Here is a 21,034-nt window from a genome sequence, read left to right as displayed (position 1 = left end):
ACGCAGATCTCGGCGGCGATGGCCATGGCCTTGCGGGCCACGGTTTCGGCGTCGAGATCGCTGTCCATCAGGGCGCGCGCCGCGGCCAGCGCGAAATTGCCGCCCGAGCCGATGGCGGCCACGTCGTGTTCGGGCGCCAGCACGTCGCCGGCGCCGGTGATCACGAACAGGTCGGCGCCGTCGGTGACGATCAGCATGGCCTCGAGATTGCGCAGATACTTGTCGGTGCGCCAGTCCTTGGCCAGATCCACGCAGGCGCGCGCCAGTTGCCCGGGGCTGGCCTCGAGCTTGGCCTCGAGGCGTTCCAGCAGCGTGAAGGCGTCGGCGGTCGATCCGGCGAAGCCCGCCACCACCTCGGCGCCGGCATCGGATTTCGGGGCCAGCCGGCGCACTTTTCGTGCGCTGCCCTTGATGACGGTGTTGCCGAGGCTGACCTGCCCGTCGCCCGCCACCACCACGCGCCCGCCCTTGCGCACGCCGATGATGGTGGTGCCGTGCCAGCCGGGATTCTGGTTTGTCTCGCTCATGCCGTCTCGCTTTTCCCGTGGGGGGGCGCCGCTTATGGATCGCACGGCGCCGCGGGCCGGGCCCCGATCGCGTTCCATATATGCGCTTGACGCCGCCCGCGCCACCCGGCTTGAGTGACGCTGGTTTTTTCGAGCCGGAGCCGCGCTCATGCCCCAATCGCCAGCCGAGCCCGCCCCCGAGCCCGCCGCCCTGCTGAAGAAGATGTTCGACGCGGCGCTGGAGGCCTCGGGTCCCGAGGGCCGCTTCGACCCCCTGCCCCCGGTCCCCGAGGGCCGCTGCCTGGTGCTCGGCGCCGGCAAGGGCGCGGCGCGCATGGCGGCGGCGTTCGAGACCGCATGGCGCGCCCATTCCCGGCGCTTTCCCGTGGGGCTGGTGGTGACGCGCTACGGCCATGGCGCCAGGACCCGCTCGGTGGAGGTGGTCGAGGCCGCGCATCCGACCCCGGACGAAGCCGGGGTCATGGCGGCGCGGCGCATCCTCGCCATGGCCGAGGCGGCGGGGCCCGACGATCTGGTGGTGGCGCTGATCTCGGGCGGGGCCTCGGCGCTGCTGAGCCTGCCGGCGCCGGGGGTGACGCTCGCCGACAAGCAGGCGCTGTCAAAGGCGCTGCTGCGCTCGGGCGCGCCGATCGACGAGATGAACCGGGTGCGCCAGGCGCTGTCGGCGATCAAGGGCGGGCGGCTGGCGCAGGCGGCGGCCCCGGCCCGGCTGATCACCTATCTGATCTCGGACGTGCCGGGCGACGATCCGGCGGTGATCGGCTCCGGACCGACGGTGTTTCCGGGTCCCGGCGAGGCGCCCGAGGCCATTCTCCGGCGACGCGGCCTCGCGGCGCCTGACGGCGCGCTGGCCGCCCTGCGCGCCCCCGGCCCGGCGCCCGCCGGCGCACCCGGCGAGCTGCGCCTGATCGCCACCCCGCAGATGGCGCTGGAGGCGGGGGCGACCGCCGCGCGCGCCGGCGGCTTCGCGCCGGTGATCCTGGGCGATTCCATCGAGGGCGAGGCGCGCGAGGTCGCGCAGGTCATGGCCGGGATCGCGCGCCAGGTCCTGCGCCGCGGCCAGCCCGCGCCCCGCCCCTGCGCGCTGCTTTCGGGCGGCGAGACCACGGTGAGCGTGCGCGGCCGGGGGCGCGGCGGGCGCAACGCCGAATTTCTGCTGGCGCTGGCGGTGGCGCTGGGCCCGGATCTGGCGGGCGGAAACATCCACGCCATCGCCTGCGACACCGACGGCATCGACGGGGTCGAGACCAACGCCGGCGCGATCATCGCCCCGGACACCCTGACGCGCGCCGCCGCCAGGGGGCTGGACCCGCGCAAATTCCTCGACGACAACGACGCCTATTCGTTTTTCGCGGCGCTGGGCGATCTGGTGGTCACCGGCCCGACCCTGACCAATGTCAATGATTTCCGCGCCATCCTGATCCCGTAGCCGCCTCTGGCGCCGCTGCGCGCGCACGGCTATAACCGCCCCCGGCAATCCGGAGACCTCCCATGCGCACAGCCTCGCTCACCCGCAAGACCGCCGAGACCGACATCGCCGTGACCATCGACCTCGACGGAACCGGCATCCATGACAACGCCACCGGCGTCGGGTTCTTCGATCACATGCTGGACCAGCTGGCGCGCCACGCGCTGATCGACATGAAGGTGCGCGCCAGCGGCGATCTGCATGTCGACGATCACCACACGGTCGAGGACGTGGGCATCGCGCTTGGCCAGGCGCTGCGCGCGGCGCTGGGCGACAAGCGCGGCATCCGCCGCTACGGCGCCTGCCTGCTGCCCATGGACGAGGCGCTGGTGCGCGCGGCCCTGGACCTGTCGGGGCGCCCCTTTCTGGTGTGGAAGCTGGACCTGCCGACGCAAAAGATCGGAACCTTCGACACCGAGCTGGCGCGCGAATTCTTCACCGCCCTGGCGATGAATGGCGGCGTCACGCTGCATGTGGAAAAGCTTGACGGGCTGAATTCGCACCACATCGTCGAGGCGGCGTTCAAGGCGGTGGCGCGGGCGCTGCGCGAGGCGGTGGAGATCGACCCGCGCAAGGCCGACGCCATCCCCTCGACCAAGGGCGCGCTGTAATGGCGGCAGGGCTCACCGCCATCGTCGATTACGGCTCGGGCAACCTGCGCTCCGCGGAAAAGGCGTTCCAGCGCATGGCGGGCGAGACCGGCGGCGACATTCTTGTCACCAGCGAGGCCGAGGCCCTGCGCCGCGCCGACCGCATCGTGCTGCCCGGCGTCGGCGCCTTCGCCGACTGCATGGCCGGGCTGCGCGCCCGCCCCGGCCTGCGCGAGGCCATCGTCGAAAAGGTCAGGGCCGGGGCGCCGTTTCTCGGGATCTGCGTCGGCATGCAGCTGATGGCCAGTTCGGGCGAGGAGCACGGCCCCACCGACGGCTTCGGCTGGATCCCCGGCGAGGTGGTGCGCCTCGCCCCCAACGATCCGGGCCTGAAGATCCCGCATATGGGCTGGAACGAATTGGTCGTGACCGCGGATCACCCGGTGCTGGCCGGGATCGAGCCGGGCGCCCACGCCTATTTCGTGCATTCGTATCACCTGCGCCCGCGCCGGCCCGAACACCGGCTCGCCCATGTCGACTACGGCGAGATGGTGACGGCGGCGGTTGGCCGCGACAACATGGTGGGCACGCAGTTTCACCCCGAGAAAAGTCAGCGCACCGGCCTGCGCCTGATCGCCAATTTCCTGAACTGGGCGCCCTGAACGGCCGCGGGGCGCGCGCTGCCGCGGCGCCGCGCCTGCGGGGGCCGGGGGCTCATGGCTCGGGGCTGCCGATCGACCCGAACCGGGTCTCCGCCCATTTGGAAAACCGCAGGACCGGGTAGCAATAGAAAAAATAGAACAGCGCCACCAGCAGATAGATGAACATGATGTCGCCGGGCATGCGCATGATGGCGACCTCGCCCTGGCGGGTCAGTTCGGCCACCCCGATCACCGACAGGATGGCGGTGCTCTTGATCACGATCACATAGACGCTGGCCATGGGCGGGATCGCCAGTTTCAGCGCCTGCGGGATCACCACGTGCAGATAGGTCTGCGCCTTGCTCATGCCGGTCGATCGCGCCGCCTCGGCCTGCCCGTTTGGCACGGCGACGATGGCCGAGGCGACGATCTCGGTGACGTAGCTGGAGGTGTAGAGCGACAGCGACACGATCGCCGCGGTGAAGCTGTCGAACTTGAGCCAGGAAACGTCCAGCGACGGCAGCACGAAGAAGATGATGTAGAGCTGCACCAGATAGGGCGATCCGCGCAGGATGTGCAGATAGCCGTTGATCGCCCAGTTCACCGGCCGGACGTCCAGCGTCTTGGACACGCCCAGGACGAACCCCAGCGCCGACCCGAGGAAAATCGCCAGAATCGAAATCTCGAACGTCACCCACAGCCCCTTGAACAGGAACGGGCCGAGGCTGTCGACGATCGCCCATTTCTTCAGAACCCAGTCCATGCCCGCGCCCCTAGTTGGCCCGCCAGGCCGAACCGCCCAGCTTGCGTTGCAGAACGCCCGAGATCACCAGCATCAGCGCATAGATCGCCAGATACAGCACCGCGGTGGTGACATAGCTTTCGGTGGATATCACCGTTTCCGAAAACATCCGCAGCCCCGCCCCCATCAGTTCGAACACCGCGATGATGCTGAACAGCGACGTGTCCTTGATCAGCACCGCGGTCTGACCCAGCAGGGGCGGCATCACATTGGCCAGCGCCTGGGGCAGGATGATGTGGAACATGGTCTGGCGCGGCGTCATCCCGACCGACAGCGCGCCCTCGGCCTGACCGCGCGAAATGGATTCGATGCCGGCGCGGATGATCTCGCCCATATAGGGCGAGGTGTGGATGGTCAGCGCCATGATGGCGGTTTCGGTCTCGTCAAAGAAATTGCCGATGGGCAGCAGCGCGGGCAGTCCGTAGTAGATCAGGTAGATCTGGATCAGCAGCGGCGTCGAGCGGATGAACTGGATGTAGCCGGCCACGGGTCGCCAGATCAGCGCCACCGCGGACATCCGCGCCAGCGCCACCATCGTGCCGAAGATCAGCGACAGGATCAGGACGACGGCGGACAGCCAAAGGGTCTGGAAAACGCCTTGCGCGAACACATCCGAATACTGCCAGACGAGGCGAAAATTGAAATAGTGCTGGAGCCATTCCATGGCGGCGTCACCGTCCTGCGTTTCGGGGGGCGATTCGGGGTGCGTTTCGGGGGGCGATTCTGGGGGCGTTCTGAAGATCCGGCGCCGCGGCCAGCGGGTCTGGCCGCGGCGCCCAAGGGCTTACTTGTGGTCGGCCTCCCACGCGGTGGAGTTCCACCAGTAGTCCAGCTTTTCCTCCAGGCGTCCATCGGCGCGGATCAGACGCATGTAGTTGTCCAGCGACCGCAGCAGATGCAGGGAATCGGGGCGGGTGGCGAAACCAAGCGGTTCGCGGTTCAGCGTGCCGTCCAGCACCTTCAGCCCCTCGATCGAGTTCATGAAGCCCGAGAACGTCGCCCGGTCCGAAACCCCGCCGGTCGCGCGTCCGGCGACGACCGCCTGAACCGCCTGCGCCGTGCCGCCGGAATATTCCTTCAGCTCGGCCTTGGGCAGGCTCTTGCGCGCCGCATCGGCGTAGGACGACGCTTGCGTCGCCGCGACCGACATGCCGTCGGCATTCAGGTCCGCCCATGAATTCAGGCCGGAATCCGCCTTGGAAAAGGCGATGATCTCGGCGTAGAACACCGGCTCGGTGAAGGTGATCTGCAGGCTGCGCTTGGCGGTCGGGGTCATGTCGGCGGCGATGAAATCGGCCTTGCCGGTCAGCAGCGCCGGGATCAGGCCTTTCCAGTCGTAATCCTGGATCACCAGCTCCAGCCCCATGTCATCGGCCATCATCTGGGCGATTTCGATGGCAAGGCCGGTCCGCTCGCCGTTCCTGTCGATGAAACTGACCGGCGGGCCCTGGGTCTGCACGGCGATGCTGATCTTGCCGGTGCGAACGATTTTCTCCATCGTCGATTCCTGGGCGAGCGAGACGGTCGCGGCCAGGGCTGCGCAAAGTCCGGCGACCGCCGCTGCGAATGTGGTTTTCAATCTCATCTTTTCCTCCATGATTTCCGAGATGTCGTCGTCAGGTGTTTCAGAGTATCTGGCGCAGGAATTCCCTGGCCCGCTCGGATTGCGGATCGTCGAAAAACGCGTCCGGCGCGTTTTCCTCCACCACCGCGCCCGCATCCATGAATATCATCCGGTCGGCGGCCTCGCGCGCGAATCCCATCTCGTGGGTCACCACCGCCATGGTCATGCCCTCGGCGGCCAGCTCGCGCATCAATTCCAGCACCCCGCCGACGGTTTCCGGGTCCAGCGCCGAGGTGGCCTCGTCAAACAGCATCACCCTGGGGTTCATCGCCAGCGACCGCGCGATCGCCACCCGCTGCTGCTGTCCCCCCGACAGCATCGAGGGGTAGTTGCCGGTCAGATCGGGTATGCCGACCTTGGCCAGCAGGTCGCGGGCGATCTGCTCGGCCTCCTGCCGGGACCGCTTGAGCACCACCATCTGCGGCAGCACGATGTTTTCCAGCGTGGTCTTGTGGTTGAACAGGTTGAAATGCTGGAACACCATGCCGACCTTGGCGCGCAGCTTGTTCAGATCGGCCTTCCCGTCGGTGATCTCGACCCCGTCAACGGTGATCGAGCCGCTGTCGACCTTCTGCAGCCCGTTGAGCGAACGCAGCAATGTGGACTTGCCCGAACCGGAGGGTCCGATGATCACCACCACCTCGCCCCGGTCGACATGGTTGGTGACGTCGTCCAGCGCGCGCACCGGTTCGGCGCGAGTCTTGATATGGTAGGTCTTGCAGACGTGGTCGATCGTGATCATGGGCTCGCTCATCCGCACTGTCCTTCCAGGCCGGACAACGCGCCGCTGAAACAGAAATCCACCGGCCCGGTCATGACGGCGCCGTTGTTTTCAAGCATCTCGATCTCCACCGATCCGGCGGCCATTTCCACCCTGACCTTCGCCGCCCGCGTCAGCCCCAGCAGCCGGGCGGCGCGGGTGGCCACGCAGGCGCCGCTGCCGCAGGCCGCCGTCAGGATGCCCGGGCGTTCATAGACCGAAAGCCGGATGCGGTCTTCGCTGACAAGCTGCGCCGCCCCGACATTGACCTTCTGGGGAAACAGCGGGTCGTTCTGGATCGCGTGGGCGTGTCTGGCCATGTCGACCGCGTCCAGATCATCGACGAAAAACACCGCATGCGGATTGCCGATGTTCAGGGCGACGCCATTGCGCAGCGGCCCGCTTGCCACCGGCAGGTTCATCGTGTCCACGGGCGCCGCCAACGGGATCGCCGCCCAGTCGGTCGAGATGCCGCCCATCCCCACGCTGACGGTTTTTTCGGCCGCGCGCCGGCATGGCAGCGGCCCGGCCAGGGTTTCCAGGATGATGTCGTCCGCGCCGGTTTCTTCCAGCAGCAGCCAGGCGACGCAGCGCGTTGCGTTGCCGCAGGCCTCCGCATCGCGCCCGTCGATATTGATGATCCGCATGAAGGCAAGGGCGCCGGCGGCGGCGCCGGCCCTGCTCGGCGGCTCCACCACCAGCAGCTGATCCGCGCCGATTCCGGTCTGGACATCGCAGATCCGAACGATTTCGGCCGTCGTCGGGCGGTACGGCGCCTGCCGGGCGTCGACGATGGCGAAATGATTGCGCAGCCCCTGCATCTTGACGAAACGCCGTCCTCTCGACGGGACGATGCCGCCCCATGCCTTGTTCATTGGTTCTTCATCCCCTGCCCCGACACGGGACTCCCGCACCGGCCGGCCATGCCGGGCGCGCCGTCAACGTCGCTTCAATGGCGGCCGGACGCAACGTCGCATTTTCGGATCGCGTCAGATTCGCCCCTCGAGACCGCCGGATCGACCGGCGGATCGCATTCAGAGGGGGCATTCGGGGGGGGGCATTCGGGGGGGGGGGGGCATGGCGCAAAACCGCTCGCGCGGCGGGGCCGCCCGGGCCTCAAGCGAACAGCCCGCCGGTTTGGGTGGCGAGAAAATCCGAAAGCGGGATGTCTTCCTGCTTGAGACCCCCCCGATCGGACAGGACGCCGTCGCGCACCATCTCGACCACCGCCGCCACCGAACCGGCGGTGGTCCAGGCGATCGCGGTCTGCTTGGCGCCCAGGGCGGAAAACACGATCGCCACGCCGCGCGAACCGGTCAGCGCCGCGCCCGCGTCCCGATCGCCGATCACGGTCTGGATCAGGCCCTTCGGCCCTTTGGCGCATCGCCGAACCGCGCCGGCGCGCGGTCGCAGATCTTTTGCGTGGCCAGCGCCGCCAGCGGAGTCTTTTCCGACGGCTTCCAGATCACCGGATCGCCGCAGACCAGCGCCAGCGCCGCGTTCCGGCGCCACGGGGCGCCGGGAAAGTCGAAGGCGGTGATGACGGCGCAGCCCCCCCACCGGGCGCCGCGAAACCTTCGCGCCGATCTCGAAAGATCCCTGGGCGACGTCGCGCAGGTGACGTCGCTGCATTCGATCAGCGGCGCATTTGATCTGGCCGCGGTGATTTCGGCCGCGTCGATGGCGAAGCTGGACGCGACGATCGACCGGATCGGCGGCCTGGAAGGCATCGACGAAACCATGTCCCCGGTGATCCTGTCGACCAAGATCGACCGATAGGGGCGATCGCCCATGCGCCGGATCCAACCGGCGGCGGGCCGGGATCGCCGCGGGGCGCCTGGCGCAGACGGCCGGCGGAGTCCGGCGACGTTCCGGGAAGGCGGCTTTTCGGGATTCGGCGTCTTGGGGGAATGTTTGGTGGGCGGTACTGGGTTCGAACCAGTGACCCCAGCGATGTGAACACTGTGCTCTACCAACTGAGCTAACCGCCCGGTGCGCTGGTCTATATGGGGCGCCGCGAGGCGGGTCAAGGGGATATGTTCGCCGCCGCGCCGTCGCCGTCCCGATCGGGGATCAGCCCGCGCAGGACCCCCGGCAGATCGGCGAAATCGGTGATCACCGCCTCGGGCGCCAGCGCCGCCGGGTCGTCCGCCGACAGGCCGAAATCCATCAGCACGCAGGGCATGCCGGCGTTCTGCGCGGTCAGGCGGTCGGTCGCCGTGTCGCCGATCAGCGCCGAAGCCCCCCGCGCGGCCCCCGCCCGCGCCACCGATTCCCACAGATGCCGCGGATCGGGTTTTCGCACCGTCAGCGTATCCGACCCCAGCAGCGCCGCGAAGCGGTCGCGCACGCCCAGCGCCTCCAGCAGCAGATGCGCCAGCCGCTCCGGCTTGTTGGTGCAGACCGCCAGCGCCCAGCCCGACTCCGCCAGCATGTCGAGGCAGGCGAGCGCGCCCGGGAACAGGCGCGAGCGTTCGGCGATCCCGGCCTCGTAGCGCGCGAGGAACCGCGGCGTCAGAACGGCGAGATCCGCCTCGACATCGCCGACCCGCCCGGCCCGCGCGAGCCCCAGCGTCAGCAGCGCCCGGGCGCCGCGCCCGGCGACGCCCTGGTCGCGCGCCGGGTCAAGCGCCCCATCCCCGCGCCCGATCCCGGATTCGGCCAGCGCCGCGTTGGCGGCGGCGATCAGGTCGCCGCTGGTGTCCGCAAGCGTGCCGTCGAGATCGAAAACCGCGCCGCGTCTTGGGTCTTGCGTCATGAAGCGTCCCGTCCCTCGCCCGCCAAATCCGAAAAATCACCCAGCCTCGCAACGATTGGTAACAAGTTCTGAGGTCTTATGTCGCCGATCCGCCTTTTTTGTCCTCTGTTTCCGGTGGTATGAGGCTCTCCATGACAAGTCGAGCAGAATCAGGCGCGCCCGCGGGCGCCCCCGCCGCCAGATCCGCCAGGCGCCCCGCCGCCGCGATCATCCTCGCCGCCGGCATGGGCACGCGGATGAAATCCGATTTGCCCAAGACCCTGCACCGCGTGGGCGCGGCGCCGCTGCTGCATCACGTGATGGGCGCGGCCGGCGCGCTCGACCCGGTGAAGGTGGTGGTGGTGGCGGGCCACGGCGCCGCGGCGGTGCGCGCCGCCGCCCATGACATGGACCCCGACGCGGTCATCGTCATCCAGCGGGACCAGCTCGGCACCGGCCACGCCGCGGCGCAGGCCTGCCCGGCGCTGGACGGGTTTTCCGGCGACGTGTTCGTGCTCTACGGCGACACGCCGCTGATCGGCGCCGCGACCCTGCACGCCATGGCCGCGCGACGGGACGCGGGCGCAAGCGCCGTGGTGCTGGGGTTTCGCGCCGCGGCGCCGGGGGGCTACGGGCGACTGATCCTTGACGGTGACGGCGGGCTTGACCGCATCGTCGAGGCCAGGGAGGCCACGCCCGACGAACTGGCGGTGACGCTGTGCAATTCCGGGGTGATGTGCATCGACGGCGCGCGCTTCGCCGGGCTGGTGGCGCGCATCGGCAACGACAACGCCAAGGGCGAACACTATCTCACCGACCTGATCGGGCTGGCCCGCGCCGACGGGTTGCGCGCCGAGGTGGTGGAATGCCCGGAATCCGAGACCATCGGCGTCAATTCCCGCGCCGAGCTGGCGGCGGTCGAGGCGGCGTTCCAGCGCCGCGCCCGCGCCGAGGCGCTGGAGACCGGCGTCACGCTGGTCGCCCCCGACACGGTGTTCTTCGCCCGCGACACCCATGTGGGGCGCGATGCGCTGATCGAGCCCAACGTGGTGTTCGGCCCCGGCGTCACCATTGAAACCGGGGCGGAAATCCGGGCGTTCTCGCATCTGGAGGGCTGCCACGTTTCGGCGGGCGCGATCGTCGGCCCCTATGCGCGGCTGCGCCCGGGGGCGGAGATCGGCCCCTCGGCGAAGGTGGGCAATTTCGTCGAGGTCAAGAACGCGGTTCTGGACGAGGGCGCCAAAGTCAGCCATCTGAGCTATGTGGGCGACGCCCATGTGGGCGCCCGCGCCAATCTCGGCGCCGGGACCATCACCTGCAACTACGACGGCTATCTGAAGCACCGCACCGAGATCGGCGCCGGCGCGTTCATCGGCTCGAATTCGGCGCTGGTGGCGCCGGTCAGCATCGGCGACGGCGCGCTGGTGGCCGCCGGATCGACGCTGACCGAGGACGTGCCCGGCGACGCGCTGGTGCTGGCGCGCGGGCGCCAGGTGATCAAGCCCGGGCTGGCGCGGGTGTTCCGCGAACGGCTCGACGCCGCGAAGAAGGCCCGCGCCAAGGGCGAATCCTGAAACAGGGAGACCTATCATGTGCGGCATTGTCGGCATTCTCGGGACGCGGGACGCGGCGCCGCTGATCCTCGACGCCCTGCAGCGGCTCGAATATCGCGGCTATGACAGCGCCGGGCTGGCGACGGTGCATGACGGGGCGCTGGACCGGCGGCGCGCCACCGGCAAGCTGTCGGAACTGGCGGCGCTGCTTGATCGCGACCCCATCGCCGGGACCATCGGCATCGGCCACACGCGCTGGGCCACCCATGGCGCCGCCACCACCGCCAACGCCCACCCGCACGCGGCGCAACGGGTGGCGGTTGTCCATAACGGCATCATCGAGAATTTCCGCGAATTGCGCCAGAGCCTCGAATCCGACGGCTACGCGTTCCAGACCCAGACCGACACCGAAACCGTGGTGCATCTGTGCGAACGCTATCTGGATCGCGGCCTCGACCCGGCGGCGGCGGCGATCGCCACGCTCGCCGATCTCGAAGGCGCCTTCGCGCTGTGCTTCCTGTTTGACGGCGAGGAGGATCTGATGGTGGCCGCGCGGCGCGGCTCACCGCTGGCCATCGGCCATGGGGACGGCGAAATGTATGTGGGCTCAGACGCCTTCGCGCTGGCCCCGCTGACCGCCCGCGTCACCTATCTCGAGGAAGGCGACTGCGCCGTGGTCACCCGCGCCGGGGCCGAGATCCGCAACCAGGCCGGCGAACGGGCCAACCGCCCCATCCGCACCGTGGCGGTGAATTCGGTGCTGGCCGAGAAGGGCGAATACAAGCATTTCATGGCCAAGGAGATCCACGAACAGCCCACCGTGATCGCCTACGCCGTGGCGCAATACCTCAACAATGAACGCACCGCGGTGCAGAGCCCGGCGGAGGCGATCGATTTCGCCGCGCTTGACCGGCTGGTGCTGGTGGCCTGCGGCACCGCCCATTACGCCTGCCACGTGGCCAAATACTGGTTCGAACGGCTGGCCGGCATCCCGGTGGAAATCGACGTCGCCTCGGAATTCCGCTACCGCGAGCCGCCGCTGAGCGCGCGCGACGCGGCGATCTTCGTCAGCCAGTCGGGCGAGACCGCGGACACGCTGGCGGCGCTCAACTACGCGGCGCCGCTGGTCAAGCACGTGATTTCGGTGGTCAACGTCACCGAAAGCTCGATCGCGCGGCAATCGGATCTGGTGCTGCCGATCCTCGCCGGGCCGGAAATCGGCGTCGCCTCGACCAAGGCGTTCACCAGCCAGCTGGTGACGCTGGCGACGCTGGCGATCCTCGCCGGGCGCCAGCGCGGGCGCCTCGACGCGGCCGAGGAGGCGCGGCTGGTCAGGGCGCTGTCGGAAACCCCGCGCAAGATCGCCGAGGCGCTGAACATGGAGGCCGAGGTCAAGGCGGCGGCGCTGCAGATATCGCAGGCCCGCGACGTGCTGTATCTGGGGCGCGGCGCCATGTTCCCGCTGGCGCTGGAAGGCGCGCTGAAGCTCAAGGAGATCAGCTATATCCACGCCGAGGGCTACGCCTCGGGCGAACTCAAGCACGGCCCCATCGCGCTGGTCGACCCCGACGTGCCGGTGGTGGTGATGGCGCCGCGCGACGCGCTGTTCGAAAAGACCGTCTCCAACATGCAGGAGGTCATGGCGCGCAATGGCAGCATCATCCTGATCACCGATGCCGAGGGCGCGCGAATCGCCGGCGAGGGCGTCTCGCGCGTGGTGCGCATGCCCGATTGCGACCCCTTCATCGCCCCCATCGTCTACGCCGCGCCGGCCCAGCAACTGGCCTATTTCGCCGCCGCGGCGCTGGGCAAGGACGTGGACCAGCCGCGCAATCTGGCGAAATCGGTGACAGTGGAGTAAGCTGCGCGCAGGCAGGAAACAGGCGGACAGGCGGACAACACGCCGCTTGCAGGACAACACGATGAAATCGAAGATCTTTCTTCTACTTGCGGCGCTCGTGGCGGGCTGCGGCGGCGGGGTCGCGAAGAAGACCGCGACGTTGGATTCAAAGCTGATCCAGCCCGATTGCTACACCGTCGATCCCTATGTGCAGCCCAGGATCGCCAAGCCGCGCGCCGACGTGCCCAAGGCGATGACGGCGTTTCTGGGCAAGTGGGGCGGCGGCGCCTGGGACGGGCGGGTGTGCCATGACCTCTATGTGCTGCAGGTTGAATCCTCGGGCACCGCGGTGATGTTCGACGCGCACGGCCCCGGCTTCAACCCCGACGCCACCGCCTTCACGCGACGCGGGGTCATCGGCGAGGACGGGCGGCTGCGGGTGCGCAAGGGCTCGGCGACGGTGGAATACTGGATCGAGAACGGTCGCCTCCACGGCACGCGGCGGCTGGGCAAGGTGCGCAACCGCATCATCATGACCCGGCAGGGCTGAGCCTGCGCCATGGTCGAAACCGTCCGGGGGAAGCGCGCCCATGATCCTGCCCGACCGCCAGGCCGCGCTTGCCGCGCTCGCCGCCCTGGGCGTCCCGGAAAAGGCGGCGCAGATGGCCGCCTATCACAAGACCGCGCGACGCTGCCTCGGGGTCGCCAATCCGCAGATCGACGCGCTGTGCCGGGACTGGCGCGCGGCGGCGAAATCGCTTGGCGCCGGCGAGGTTCCGGCCCGCGCGACGCTGGCGCGCGGGCTCTGGGACAGCGACGTGTTCGAGGCGCGGATCGCCGCCGCCAAGCTGCTCACCCAGGCGCGGATTCGCGATGACGGCGAGGTCTGGGCGCTGATCGCGTCATGGGTCGGGGATTTCGATGGCTGGGCCGTCGCCGACCACGCCGCCGCGGCGGGATCGCGGCGGCTGTCGGCGCATCCCGCACGGCTGGATGAACTCGAAGCCTGGACCGCCGCGCCTTCGATGTGGACCAGGCGCGCGGCGCTGGTCTTCACCCTGCCCTGGGCCAGGGGGCGCAACCTCAAGCCCGAGGATCAGGCCCGGCGCGAACGGGTGCTGGGCTGGGCGGAGCGCTATGTCGAGGACCACGACCGGTTCATCCAGAAGGCCGTCGGCTGGTGGCTGCGCAGCCTGTCCATCCACGATCCGGCCCGGGTCTTGCGTTTCATCGACGACCACGGCGCGCGCATGACGCCCTTCGCGCGGCGCGAGGCCCTGCGCCGCATCGCCTGATCGCCCGAGGTCTCCGCCGCCCCCGCAACCCGCAGCGCCGCACGGCCCTGTTCGCCGAGTCGGCGACCCGGGCCGTCCCCGCAGATGCCTTGCATCTGCATCCCGGCCGCAGGCCGGGCGCGGCGGCGCAGCCGCCGCAGGGGACGGCCCGGCGCTCTCGCTTCGCGAGAGCGCATGCACCGCCGCCGGCGCTCAGGTCAACACGGTCCCGGGCTGAAGCGGAAACCCGCGCAGGAACGTCGCCGCATCCATCGCGCCCCTGCCCGCCCGTTGCAGGCGCAGCAGGCGCAGCGCGCCATCCCCGCACGCCACCTCCAGCACGCCGTCGCCGGCGCTCAGCACCTCGCCGGGCCGCCCCCCGCCGCCGCCGCCCGGCGCAAGGCCGCTCAGCAGGAATTTCACCCGCGCGCCGTCGATCGCGCCCCAGGCGCCGGGGAACGGGCTGAGCCCGCGTATCCGGCGATCGAGCTCCGCCGCCGGGCGGGTCCAGTCCACCCGCGCCTCGCGCTTGTCGATCTTTGCGGCGCAGGTCACGCCCGTCTCGCCTTGCGGGATCGCGGCCAGGGCCCCGGATTCGATCCCGGGCAAGGCCTCGACCATCAGCCGCGCGCCCATGGCGGCAAGCCGGTCATGCAGCGACCCGGCCGTGTCCCGCGGCCCGATCGGGGTCGCGGCGCGGGCCAGCACCGGACCGGTGTCCAGCCCCCTGTCCATCCGCATCACGCACACGCCGGTTTCGGAATCCCCGGCCATGATCGCCCGCTGGATCGGGGCCGCGCCGCGCCAGCGCGGCAGCAGCGAGGCGTGGATGTTGAAGGCCCCGCGCCGCGGCGCCTCCAGCACCGGCCCCGGCAGGATCAGCCCGTAGGCCACCACCACCGCAGCCTCGGCGTCGAGCGCGGCGAAATCCGCGCGCGTCGCCGGATCGCGGAAATCCGTCGGCTGGCGCAGCGGCAGGCCCAGCGCCGCGGCGCGGGCCTGCACCGCGCCGGGGCGCGGTTTTCGCCCGCGCCCGGCAGGGCGGGCCGGCTGGGCGTAGACGGCGGCGATGTCGTGGCCCGCGCCGATCAGCGCCTCCAGCGCCGGGACCGAAAAATCCGGCGTGCCCATGAAGATCAGCCGCATTTCAGCCTCCGCCTTTCGCCCGCCGCGCGAGCTTTTTCATCCGGTCCAGCGCCATGCGCCGCTTCACCGGTTTCAGCCGGTCGAGAAACACCATGCCGTTCAGATGGTCGATCTGGTGCTGCGCCGACACCGCCCAGAGATCAAGCAGCATGCGTTCGCGCAGCGCGCCTTCGTCATCGAGGAACCGCACCCGCACCGCCGTGGGGCGCGACACGCTTTCCCACAGGCCGGGGATGTTGGGGCTGCCTTCCCGGCGGGTCGCGGTCTCGCGCGAGGCCCAGACCAGTTCGGGATTGGCCATGCGGATCGGCTGGTCGCAGGTCTCGGAGCAATCCACCACCGCGATGCGGCGCATCACCCCGATCTGGGGCGCCGCCAGCCCGACGCCGGGCATGGCGTACATGCTGTCGAGCATGTCGGTCCAGATCGCGCGCAATTCGTCATCGACGCGCATCACCGGCGCGCAGGAGGTGCGCAGGCGCGGATCCGGATAGCGCAGGAACGGGCGCACGGTCATGATTCAGCCCTTGGCGCGCTCGCGTTTGAGCTTTTTCATCTTGCCGGTGATCAGCGAGCGTTTCACCGCCCCGAGATAATCGATGAACAACTTGCCGTTGAGGTGGTCGATCTCGTGCTGGGCGCAGATGGCGGCGAGTTCGTCGAATTCCGCCTCGCATGTCGCGCCGTCGCGATCGACGAAGCGCACCCGCACCCGGGCGGGGCGGGTCACGTCCTCGTAGATCTCGGGGATCGACAGGCAGCCTTCCTCATGGACCCGGGTTTCCTCGGATTGCCACAGGATTTCGGGATTGATCAGCGCCATGGGATCGGGCGGGGCGTCGTCCTTGGCCACGTCCATCACGAACACCCGGCGGATGACCCCGAGCTGGGGCGCGGCGAGCCCGACGCCCGGCGCGTCATACATGGTTTCCAGCATGTCGTCGATCAGCTTGCGGGTCGCGTCATCGACCTCGGCGATGGGATCGCAGACCTTTTTCAGGCGGGGATCGGGATGGATCAGGATCGGGCGCAGGGTCATGGGGGCGAGGTAAGCGAAGCCCCGGCGCGGGTCAAGCCGGATGCGACGCCGCGCGCCGGGGCGCGACAGCGGTTGCGGCCGGGCGCGGCGCGTCCTAGCTTCGCGACGGGCAAATCAGGGACACAGGCCATGAATTTCGATTTCGACGAGGTCATCGACCGGCGCGGCACCCATTCGGCCAAATGGGACATGATGGAGCCGCTTTACGGCGTCAGCCCCGAGGACGGCATCCCCATGTGGGTCGCGGACATGGATTTCCGCGCGCCGCCCGTGGTGAACGAGGCGCTGGCGGCGGCGGTCAAACACGGCGTCCACGGCTATTTCGGCGATGACCGGGCGTTTCGCCTGGCGATCATGAACTGGTTGAACACCCGCCATGGATGGGAGGTGGAGGCGGACTGGATCTCCTCGACCCACGGGCTGGTGGCCGGGGTGGCGCTGTGCATCCAGGCCTACAGCGCGCCCGGCGACGGGGTGATCGTGTTCACGCCGGTCTATCACGCCTTCCACAAGATCATCCGCGCCAACAACCGCCGGATCGTGGCGTCCGAATTGCGCAATGTCGACGGGCGCTACGCGTTTGATCTGGAGGCGCTGGCCGCGTCGCTCGACGGAACCGAACGGGTGGTGATCCTGTGTTCGCCGCACAATCCCGGCGGCCGGGTGTGGGAGCGCGCGGAACTGCGCGCGCTGGCGGATTTCTGCGAAACTCACGACCTGCTGCTGGTGTCCGACGAAATCCACAACGATCTGGTCTATCCGGGCGCGACCCACATGGTGATGAACCGCGCCGCGCCGGAGATCGCGCATCGGCTGGTGACCTGCGTCGCCGCCACCAAGACCTTCAACATCGCCGGCGCCCTGACCGGGCATGTGATCATCGAAGACCCGGATCTGCGGGCGCGATTTCAGGCGGTGCAGCTGGCCTGCGGCAGCACGCTCAACCGCATGGGCGTGCTGATGGCGACCGCCGCCTACGAGGGCGGCGCCGCGTGGCTCGACGCGCTGCTGGTCTATCTCGACGGCAACCGGCGGCTGCTGGACGAGGGGCTGAACGCCATTTCCGGGGTGCGCTCCATGGAGATGCAATCCACCTATCTCGCCTGGGTCGATTTTTCGGGAACCGGCATGCAGCGCGCCGAAATCGTCGAGAGGATCGGCAAGCGGGCGCGGATCGCGGTCAATGTCGGATCCACCTTCGGCAAGGGCGGCGAGAGCTTCATGCGCTTCAACTTCGCCACCAACCGCGCGGTGGTGGCCGAGGCGGTGACCCGGATGCAGGACGCCTTCGCCGACCTGCAATAGGTCCTTGCGGTCGGGGCCGCGGCGAATCGGGCGCGGCGCCGGGATTGCCTGGCGGGGCGCGGGGGTCGGCCCCGCCAATGGCGGATCGGGATCCGCCCTGCGCAGGATTCCGCAACAGACGCCTGAGCTTTGGGGTGGGCGGCGCGTCGTCGGAGTCCGGGCGGTTCGCCGCAGTCGCAAAACAGCGATGCCGCGGCGCAGCATCGCGGCATTGACAGATCCGGGCGCAACACCGTATCGCTGGGCGCGAAACTGACGCAACATTCTTGCCGGAGTCCGAATCCCCATGAGCTTCAAGGTCCAGCCCGCCGCGCCCTCCCGCCCCAATCGCTGCCAGTTGTTCGGCCCCGGTTCGCGCCCGGCGATCTTTGGGAAAATGGCCGCCAGCGCCGCCGATGTGATCAATCTCGACCTCGAGGATTCCGTGTCCCCCGCCGACAAGGCGCAGGCGCGCGCCAATGTCATCGCCGCGATCAACGACATCGACTGGGGGGCCAAGACGCTGTCGGTGCGCATCAACGGGCTGGACACCGAATTCTGGTATCGCGACGTGGTGGAGCTGCTGGAGCAGGCGGGCGGGCGGCTCGACCAGATCATGATCCCGAAAGTCGGCAATGGCGGCGACGTCTACGCCGTGGACGCGCTGGTTTCGGCGATCGAGACCGCCAAGGGCCGCGCCAGGCGCATCGATTTCGAGGTGATCATCGAGACCGCCGCCGGGGTGCAGCATGTGGAGGAGATCGCCGCCAGTTCGCCGCGCCTGACCGCCATGAGCCTCGGCGCGGCGGATTACGCCGCCTCCATGGGCATGCAGACCACCGGCATCGGCGGCACCCAGGCCAATTACTACATGCTGGAGAACGGCGCCGACGACGCGCCGCGCGCCACGCATTGGGGCGATCCGTGGCATTATCCGATCGTCGCCATCGTCGCCGCCTGCCGCACCCACGGGCTGTTGCCGGTCGATGGGCCCTTCGGCGATTTTTCCGACGAGGACGGGTTTCTGGCCCAGGCGCGGCGCTCGGCGGTGCTGGGCATGGTGGGCAAATGGGCGATCCACCCCAGGCAGGTGGCGCTGGCGAATGCGGTGTTCACCCCGTCGGAGGCGCAGGTGAGCGAGGCGCGCGAGATCCTCGCCGCCATGGCCGAAGCCGAGAAATCCGGTCAGGGCGCGGCGGTTTACAAGGGGCGGCTGGTGGATCTGGCCTCGATCCGGCAGGCGCAGGTGATCGTGCGCCAGGCCGAACTGATCGGAAGCTGATCCGACGGCCGGCGCGCCCATCCCGATGCGGCGAAGCCGCGAGGGCTGGAAAAACAATTGCGAAAAGGGCCGCCTCAGCCCCGGGCGCGCGCCTCGGCCATCAGCGCGTCCGAGCGCGCCTCGATCTCGTCTCGCAATCGCGCCGTCAGCGCCTTGCGCCCCAGCCCCGGCGGGATCGGCGGGTGAAACTCCACCACCGCCAGCCCCGGCTTGCGCAGGATCCCCAGCCGCGGCCAGAACATCCCGGCATTGGTCGAGGCCGGCACGCAGGGCAGCCCCTGGGCCTCGTACAGCGCCCCGGCGCCGGCCTTGTAGGGCAGCGTCGCGCCCGGCGCGACGCGGGTGCCCTGCGGATAGATCACCAGCTGCCCGGCATCGGCCTCGTCGCGGGCCATGTCCGCGACCAGCCGCTTCACGGTCCGTCCCCGACCGGCGCGGTCGATGGGCGCGCAGCCGATGCGCATGGCGTAAAAACCCAGCACCGGCATCCAGCGCAGCGATTTCTTCATCACGAATTTCGGCCGCGGCAGAGCGTTGACGATCATCAGGATGTCGAGAAAGCTCTGATGCTTGGAGGCGACGATCACGTCGCCCGTGGGGACCTCGCCGCGTATTTCCGTGCCGAGCCCGCAGATCCGGCGCAGCGCCCAGAGCACGATGTCGGTGTAGCGGCGCAGCACCCACCAGGCGCCTTCGCGCGACCACAGCGCCAGCGGCATGCAGATCAGCCCCATGACCAGCATCAGCCCGTACATGAACACGAAGAAAACCAGCGATCGCAAATACTGCATCATTGTCATTCCGCCTCCCGCAAGGCCCGCAGCACCGCGTAGCGCGTGGCGGCGTAGGCGACGAGGCCGAGGATCAGCGGCGTCAGCGGCAGCGCCAGCCAGCCGGCGCCGGTCAGCCCCGGCGCCATGCCCGGCGCCGCGTCGCCCAGATCCGGCAGCGCCCGCAGCGCCAGCGCCGCGGCCCCCGCCCCCAACGCCCCGCCGATGGCGGCGCGCAGGGTGTAGCGGCGCACGAAAGCCGTGGCGATGAAATCGTTGGTGGCCCCGAGCAGCCGCAGGGTCTCCACCACCAGCCGGTTCGCGGCCAGCGTCGCCCGCGCCGCCAGCGTCACCATCGCCGCGGCGCTCAGCGCCGACAGCAGCACCGCCCCCCAGGCCAGGCGCCTGAGCCCCCGCGCCGCGCGCAGCAGCGGCGTGCGCCAGCGCGAATGATCGTCGAAAATCGCCGAGACCTCCGGCTCCGGCAGCTCCATTGTCAGCCTCCGGTTGATCCCCGCCGCGTCCAGCGGCGCGTCGCCGCCTGCCAGCGTCACCGCGATCAGGCGCGGCGGGTTCAGCCCCTCCAGCGCCGCGTCGGGGCCCAGCCAGGGCGCCAGCAGCGCCTGCTGCTCCGCATCCGTGAGCGCCCGCGCCCCGGCGATCCCCGGCGCGGAACCCAGCGCGCGCAGCGTCACGGCCAACGCCGCGTCCATTCGGGCGGCGGGCGCGCTCACCCGCACCGTGGCGGCGCGGGCGAGATCCCCGGCCCATTGATCGGCGAGCCGGTCGGCGGCCAACCCGAACCCCGCCGCGACCACCGCCAGAAAGCCCATGGCGGCGGCAACGAAGATCACCAGCCGGGCGATCAGCCCCGAGGGCGGCGCCAACGGCGCCTCCTTGGCCCCGGCGATCCGTCGCCAGAGGCCGCGCAGGCTGCCGGCGGCGGCGCCCGGCGCGCCCGAGGCCCCCTCCTCCGTCGATTCGCTCACAGCGCCGCCCCGGCAAGCTCGACGCGGCGCTCGGACAGCCGCAGCACCCGCGCGCTGGTCTCGCGCTTGGCGGCGCGGATCAGATCGTGGTCATGGGTGGCGATCAGCACCGCCTTGCCGTGGCGGTGCAGCGCCAGCAGCAGGTCGAGCAGCCGCAGCCCCATCTCGCGGTCGACATTGCCCGTGGGCTCGTCGGCGATGATCAGGTCGGGGCCGCCGATGATGGCGCGCGCCAGCGCGGCGCGCTGGCGTTCGCCGCTGGACAGCGCCGCCGGCAGGGCCTCGGCGCGCCCGGTCAGGCCGACCCAGTCGATCAGTTCGGCCACATGTTCGCGATAGACGGCGCGCGGGCGGCCCTGGATGCGCAGCGGCAGGGCGATGTTCTGGGCGAGGGTCAGATGATCGAGAAACTGGCCCTCCTGAAACACGATGCCAATGCGGCGGCGCAGGGCCGCGACCTCGTCCGGCCCCGCCTCGCCCGCCGATCGGTCGAACAGGTTGAGCGCGCCGCTCACCGGGCGCAGGGCCATGTAGCAAAGGCGCAGGAAAGTGGTCTTGCCGGCGCCCGAGGGGCCGGTGAGGAAATAGAAACCGCCCTGCGCCAGAGTCACCGACACATCTTCGAGAATCGGCGGCGCATCGACGCCGCCATACCGAAAGCCAACCCGCTTGAACTCGATCACCGCCGCCTCTCTCGCCCCGGCCCCG

General features: G+C 69.7%; 25 protein-coding genes and 1 tRNA gene. 10 read left to right on the top strand and 16 right to left on the bottom strand.

The features are described 5' to 3' along the window. Positions 1–527, bottom strand: a 527-nt coding sequence (gene hslV / locus AC1HC7_RS18385; protein WP_479495248.1) for an ATP-dependent protease subunit HslV, incomplete at its 3' end; no start/stop codon positions are given. 148 nt (positions 528–675) lie between these two features. Here hslV and AC1HC7_RS18380 point away from each other — a divergent pair. The 3 genes from AC1HC7_RS18380 (at position 676) to hisH (ending at position 3,247) form a co-directional block, all read left to right on the top strand. Beyond that, positions 676–1,956 (top strand): glycerate kinase type-2 family protein, encoded by a 1,281-nt coding sequence (locus AC1HC7_RS18380; protein WP_479499296.1) that lies wholly within the window; start codon positions 676–678, stop codon positions 1,954–1,956. 62 nt (positions 1,957–2,018) lie between these two features. After that, on the top strand, positions 2,019–2,606 hold the full coding sequence (hisB, locus tag AC1HC7_RS18375; RefSeq protein ID WP_479495246.1) for an imidazoleglycerol-phosphate dehydratase HisB: 588 nt from the start codon (positions 2,019–2,021) through the stop codon (positions 2,604–2,606). Next, positions 2,606–3,247 carry an imidazole glycerol phosphate synthase subunit HisH gene (hisH, locus tag AC1HC7_RS18370; protein ID WP_479495245.1) on the top strand — a complete coding sequence of 214 codons (642 nt, stop codon included), beginning with the start codon at positions 2,606–2,608 and terminating at the stop codon, positions 3,245–3,247. The genes hisB and hisH overlap by 1 nt, the downstream gene beginning before the upstream one ends. 52 nt (positions 3,248–3,299) lie before the next feature. On the opposite strand, the gene AC1HC7_RS18365 is transcribed toward hisH, so the two are convergent. The 7 genes from AC1HC7_RS18365 to AC1HC7_RS18335 all read right to left on the bottom strand — a co-directional run bounded on the left by AC1HC7_RS18365 (position 3,300) and on the right by AC1HC7_RS18335 (position 7,953). Then, positions 3,300–3,989: an amino acid ABC transporter permease gene (locus AC1HC7_RS18365; protein WP_479495244.1), complete on the bottom strand. Its 690-nt coding sequence runs from the start codon at positions 3,987–3,989 to the stop codon at positions 3,300–3,302. Between the two features lie 10 nt (positions 3,990–3,999). After that, on the bottom strand, positions 4,000–4,692 hold the full coding sequence (locus AC1HC7_RS18360; RefSeq protein WP_479495243.1) for an amino acid ABC transporter permease: 693 nt from the start codon (positions 4,690–4,692) through the stop codon (positions 4,000–4,002). A 120-nt stretch (positions 4,693–4,812) separates the two neighbouring features. Further along, the gene (locus AC1HC7_RS18355; protein ID WP_479495242.1) at positions 4,813–5,526 is read right to left on the bottom strand and encodes a substrate-binding periplasmic protein; all 714 of its coding nucleotides are present in this window, start codon (positions 5,524–5,526) and stop codon (positions 4,813–4,815) included. Between the two features lie 127 nt (positions 5,527–5,653). Then, a complete protein-coding gene (locus AC1HC7_RS18350) occupies positions 5,654–6,406 on the bottom strand; it encodes an amino acid ABC transporter ATP-binding protein (protein WP_479495241.1) in 753 nt (250 codons plus the stop codon). Further along, a complete protein-coding gene (gene dapF, locus AC1HC7_RS18345; RefSeq protein ID WP_479495240.1) occupies positions 6,403–7,287 on the bottom strand; it encodes a diaminopimelate epimerase in 885 nt (294 codons plus the stop codon). Before dapF ends, AC1HC7_RS18350 begins: the two co-directional genes overlap by 4 nt. Positions 7,288–7,528: 241 nt before the next feature. Beyond that, entirely contained in the window at positions 7,529–7,762 is a 234-nt protein-coding gene (locus AC1HC7_RS18340; protein ID WP_479499295.1) for a hypothetical protein, read from the bottom strand. Between the two features lie 8 nt (positions 7,763–7,770). Then, on the bottom strand, positions 7,771–7,953 hold the full coding sequence (locus AC1HC7_RS18335; protein WP_479499298.1) for an aldehyde dehydrogenase family protein: 183 nt from the start codon (positions 7,951–7,953) through the stop codon (positions 7,771–7,773). Between AC1HC7_RS18335 and AC1HC7_RS18330 the strand changes: the two genes are divergently transcribed. Further along, positions 7,952–8,191 carry an Lrp/AsnC ligand binding domain-containing protein gene (locus AC1HC7_RS18330; RefSeq protein WP_479499297.1) on the top strand — a complete coding sequence of 80 codons (240 nt, stop codon included), beginning with the start codon at positions 7,952–7,954 and terminating at the stop codon, positions 8,189–8,191. The genes AC1HC7_RS18335 and AC1HC7_RS18330 overlap by 2 nt on opposite strands. 136 nt (positions 8,192–8,327) lie before the next feature. Here AC1HC7_RS18330 and AC1HC7_RS18325 read toward each other — a convergent pair. Both AC1HC7_RS18325 and AC1HC7_RS18320 read right to left on the bottom strand, forming a co-directional pair. Beyond that, positions 8,328–8,403 (bottom strand) — tRNA-Val (locus tag AC1HC7_RS18325). A gap of 35 nt (positions 8,404–8,438) precedes the next feature. Continuing rightward, complete coding sequence (locus AC1HC7_RS18320) at positions 8,439–9,170, bottom strand: HAD hydrolase-like protein (protein ID WP_479498432.1); 732 nt, start codon at positions 9,168–9,170, stop codon at positions 8,439–8,441. A gap of 131 nt (positions 9,171–9,301) precedes the next feature. Here AC1HC7_RS18320 and glmU point away from each other — a divergent pair, with 131 nt between their 5' ends. The 4 genes from glmU (at position 9,302) to AC1HC7_RS18300 (ending at position 13,837) form a co-directional block, all read left to right on the top strand. After that, positions 9,302–10,723, top strand: a complete 1,422-nt coding sequence (glmU, locus tag AC1HC7_RS18315; RefSeq protein WP_479498431.1) for a bifunctional UDP-N-acetylglucosamine diphosphorylase/glucosamine-1-phosphate N-acetyltransferase GlmU — start codon at positions 9,302–9,304, stop codon at positions 10,721–10,723. A gap of 16 nt (positions 10,724–10,739) precedes the next feature. Continuing rightward, positions 10,740–12,563, top strand: a complete 1,824-nt coding sequence (glmS, locus tag AC1HC7_RS18310; protein ID WP_479499294.1) for a glutamine--fructose-6-phosphate transaminase (isomerizing) — start codon at positions 10,740–10,742, stop codon at positions 12,561–12,563. 61 nt (positions 12,564–12,624) lie between these two features. Beyond that, positions 12,625–13,092: a hypothetical protein gene (locus AC1HC7_RS18305; RefSeq protein ID WP_479498429.1), complete on the top strand. Its 468-nt coding sequence runs from the start codon at positions 12,625–12,627 to the stop codon at positions 13,090–13,092. A gap of 40 nt (positions 13,093–13,132) precedes the next feature. Continuing rightward, on the top strand, positions 13,133–13,837 hold the full coding sequence (locus AC1HC7_RS18300; RefSeq protein ID WP_479498428.1) for a DNA alkylation repair protein: 705 nt from the start codon (positions 13,133–13,135) through the stop codon (positions 13,835–13,837). 192 nt (positions 13,838–14,029) lie between these two features. Here the strand turns inward: AC1HC7_RS18300 and fmt are convergent, their stop codons facing one another. The 3 genes from fmt to def (AC1HC7_RS18285) are packed head-to-tail and all read right to left on the bottom strand — an operon-like array spanning position 14,030 to position 16,001. Beyond that, entirely contained in the window at positions 14,030–14,962 is a 933-nt protein-coding gene (fmt, locus tag AC1HC7_RS18295) for a methionyl-tRNA formyltransferase (RefSeq protein ID WP_479499293.1), read from the bottom strand. A 1-nt stretch (position 14,963) separates the two neighbouring features. Beyond that, complete coding sequence (def, locus tag AC1HC7_RS18290; RefSeq protein WP_479498426.1) at positions 14,964–15,479, bottom strand: peptide deformylase; 516 nt, start codon at positions 15,477–15,479, stop codon at positions 14,964–14,966. Between the two features lie 3 nt (positions 15,480–15,482). After that, positions 15,483–16,001, bottom strand: coding sequence for a peptide deformylase (gene def / locus AC1HC7_RS18285; RefSeq protein ID WP_479498425.1), 519 nt, complete (start codon positions 15,999–16,001; stop codon positions 15,483–15,485). A 129-nt stretch (positions 16,002–16,130) separates the two neighbouring features. On the opposite strand from def (AC1HC7_RS18285), the gene AC1HC7_RS18280 reads away from it, so the two are divergent. Further along, positions 16,131–17,306, top strand: a complete 1,176-nt coding sequence (locus AC1HC7_RS18280) for a MalY/PatB family protein (RefSeq protein WP_479498424.1) — start codon at positions 16,131–16,133, stop codon at positions 17,304–17,306. Between the two features lie 286 nt (positions 17,307–17,592). After that, positions 17,593–18,567, top strand: coding sequence for an HpcH/HpaI aldolase/citrate lyase family protein (locus AC1HC7_RS18275; protein ID WP_479499292.1), 975 nt, complete (start codon positions 17,593–17,595; stop codon positions 18,565–18,567). Positions 18,568–18,641: 74 nt separating this feature from the next. On the opposite strand, the gene AC1HC7_RS18270 is transcribed toward AC1HC7_RS18275, so the two are convergent. From AC1HC7_RS18270 to AC1HC7_RS18260, 3 genes are read right to left on the bottom strand one after another with little or no spacing between them, the layout of a single operon-like run. Then, positions 18,642–19,367 carry a lysophospholipid acyltransferase family protein gene (locus AC1HC7_RS18270; protein WP_479499291.1) on the bottom strand — a complete coding sequence of 242 codons (726 nt, stop codon included), beginning with the start codon at positions 19,365–19,367 and terminating at the stop codon, positions 18,642–18,644. Beyond that, positions 19,364–20,326 (bottom strand): cell division protein FtsX, encoded by a 963-nt coding sequence (locus tag AC1HC7_RS18265; RefSeq protein WP_479499290.1) that lies wholly within the window; start codon positions 20,324–20,326, stop codon positions 19,364–19,366. The genes AC1HC7_RS18270 and AC1HC7_RS18265 overlap by 4 nt, the downstream gene beginning before the upstream one ends. Next, positions 20,323–21,009, bottom strand: a complete 687-nt coding sequence (locus AC1HC7_RS18260; protein WP_479498420.1) for a cell division ATP-binding protein FtsE — start codon at positions 21,007–21,009, stop codon at positions 20,323–20,325. The genes AC1HC7_RS18265 and AC1HC7_RS18260 overlap by 4 nt, the downstream gene beginning before the upstream one ends. Positions 21,010–21,034: the final 25 nt, after the last annotated feature.

The sequence above is a fragment of the Oceanicella sp. genome (genome assembly GCF_056449545.1).
This window is presented reverse-complemented; position numbering and strand designations above follow the sequence as displayed.

Coding starts and splice junctions, on each gene's coding strand:
- AC1HC7_RS18380 (WP_479499296.1), top strand. CDS start 676: ATGCCCCAATCGCCAGCCGAGCCCGCCCCCGAGCCCGCCGCCCTGCTG.
- hisB (WP_479495246.1), top strand. CDS start 2,019: ATGCGCACAGCCTCGCTCACCCGCAAGACCGCCGAGACCGACATCGCC.
- hisH (WP_479495245.1), top strand. CDS start 2,606: ATGGCGGCAGGGCTCACCGCCATCGTCGATTACGGCTCGGGCAACCTG.
- AC1HC7_RS18365 (WP_479495244.1), bottom strand. CDS start 3,989: ATGGACTGGGTTCTGAAGAAATGGGCGATCGTCGACAGCCTCGGCCCG.
- AC1HC7_RS18360 (WP_479495243.1), bottom strand. CDS start 4,692: ATGGAATGGCTCCAGCACTATTTCAATTTTCGCCTCGTCTGGCAGTAT.
- AC1HC7_RS18355 (WP_479495242.1), bottom strand. CDS start 5,526: ATGGAGAAAATCGTTCGCACCGGCAAGATCAGCATCGCCGTGCAGACC.
- AC1HC7_RS18350 (WP_479495241.1), bottom strand. CDS start 6,406: ATGAGCGAGCCCATGATCACGATCGACCACGTCTGCAAGACCTACCAT.
- dapF (WP_479495240.1), bottom strand. CDS start 7,287: ATGAACAAGGCATGGGGCGGCATCGTCCCGTCGAGAGGACGGCGTTTC.
- AC1HC7_RS18330 (WP_479499297.1), top strand. CDS start 7,952: ATGACGGCGCAGCCCCCCCACCGGGCGCCGCGAAACCTTCGCGCCGAT.
- AC1HC7_RS18320 (WP_479498432.1), bottom strand. CDS start 9,170: ATGACGCAAGACCCAAGACGCGGCGCGGTTTTCGATCTCGACGGCACG.
- glmU (WP_479498431.1), top strand. CDS start 9,302: ATGACAAGTCGAGCAGAATCAGGCGCGCCCGCGGGCGCCCCCGCCGCC.
- glmS (WP_479499294.1), top strand. CDS start 10,740: ATGTGCGGCATTGTCGGCATTCTCGGGACGCGGGACGCGGCGCCGCTG.
- AC1HC7_RS18305 (WP_479498429.1), top strand. CDS start 12,625: ATGAAATCGAAGATCTTTCTTCTACTTGCGGCGCTCGTGGCGGGCTGC.
- AC1HC7_RS18300 (WP_479498428.1), top strand. CDS start 13,133: ATGATCCTGCCCGACCGCCAGGCCGCGCTTGCCGCGCTCGCCGCCCTG.
- fmt (WP_479499293.1), bottom strand. CDS start 14,962: ATGCGGCTGATCTTCATGGGCACGCCGGATTTTTCGGTCCCGGCGCTG.
- def (WP_479498426.1), bottom strand. CDS start 15,479: ATGACCGTGCGCCCGTTCCTGCGCTATCCGGATCCGCGCCTGCGCACC.
- def (WP_479498425.1), bottom strand. CDS start 16,001: ATGACCCTGCGCCCGATCCTGATCCATCCCGATCCCCGCCTGAAAAAG.
- AC1HC7_RS18280 (WP_479498424.1), top strand. CDS start 16,131: ATGAATTTCGATTTCGACGAGGTCATCGACCGGCGCGGCACCCATTCG.
- AC1HC7_RS18275 (WP_479499292.1), top strand. CDS start 17,593: ATGAGCTTCAAGGTCCAGCCCGCCGCGCCCTCCCGCCCCAATCGCTGC.
- AC1HC7_RS18270 (WP_479499291.1), bottom strand. CDS start 19,367: ATGACAATGATGCAGTATTTGCGATCGCTGGTTTTCTTCGTGTTCATG.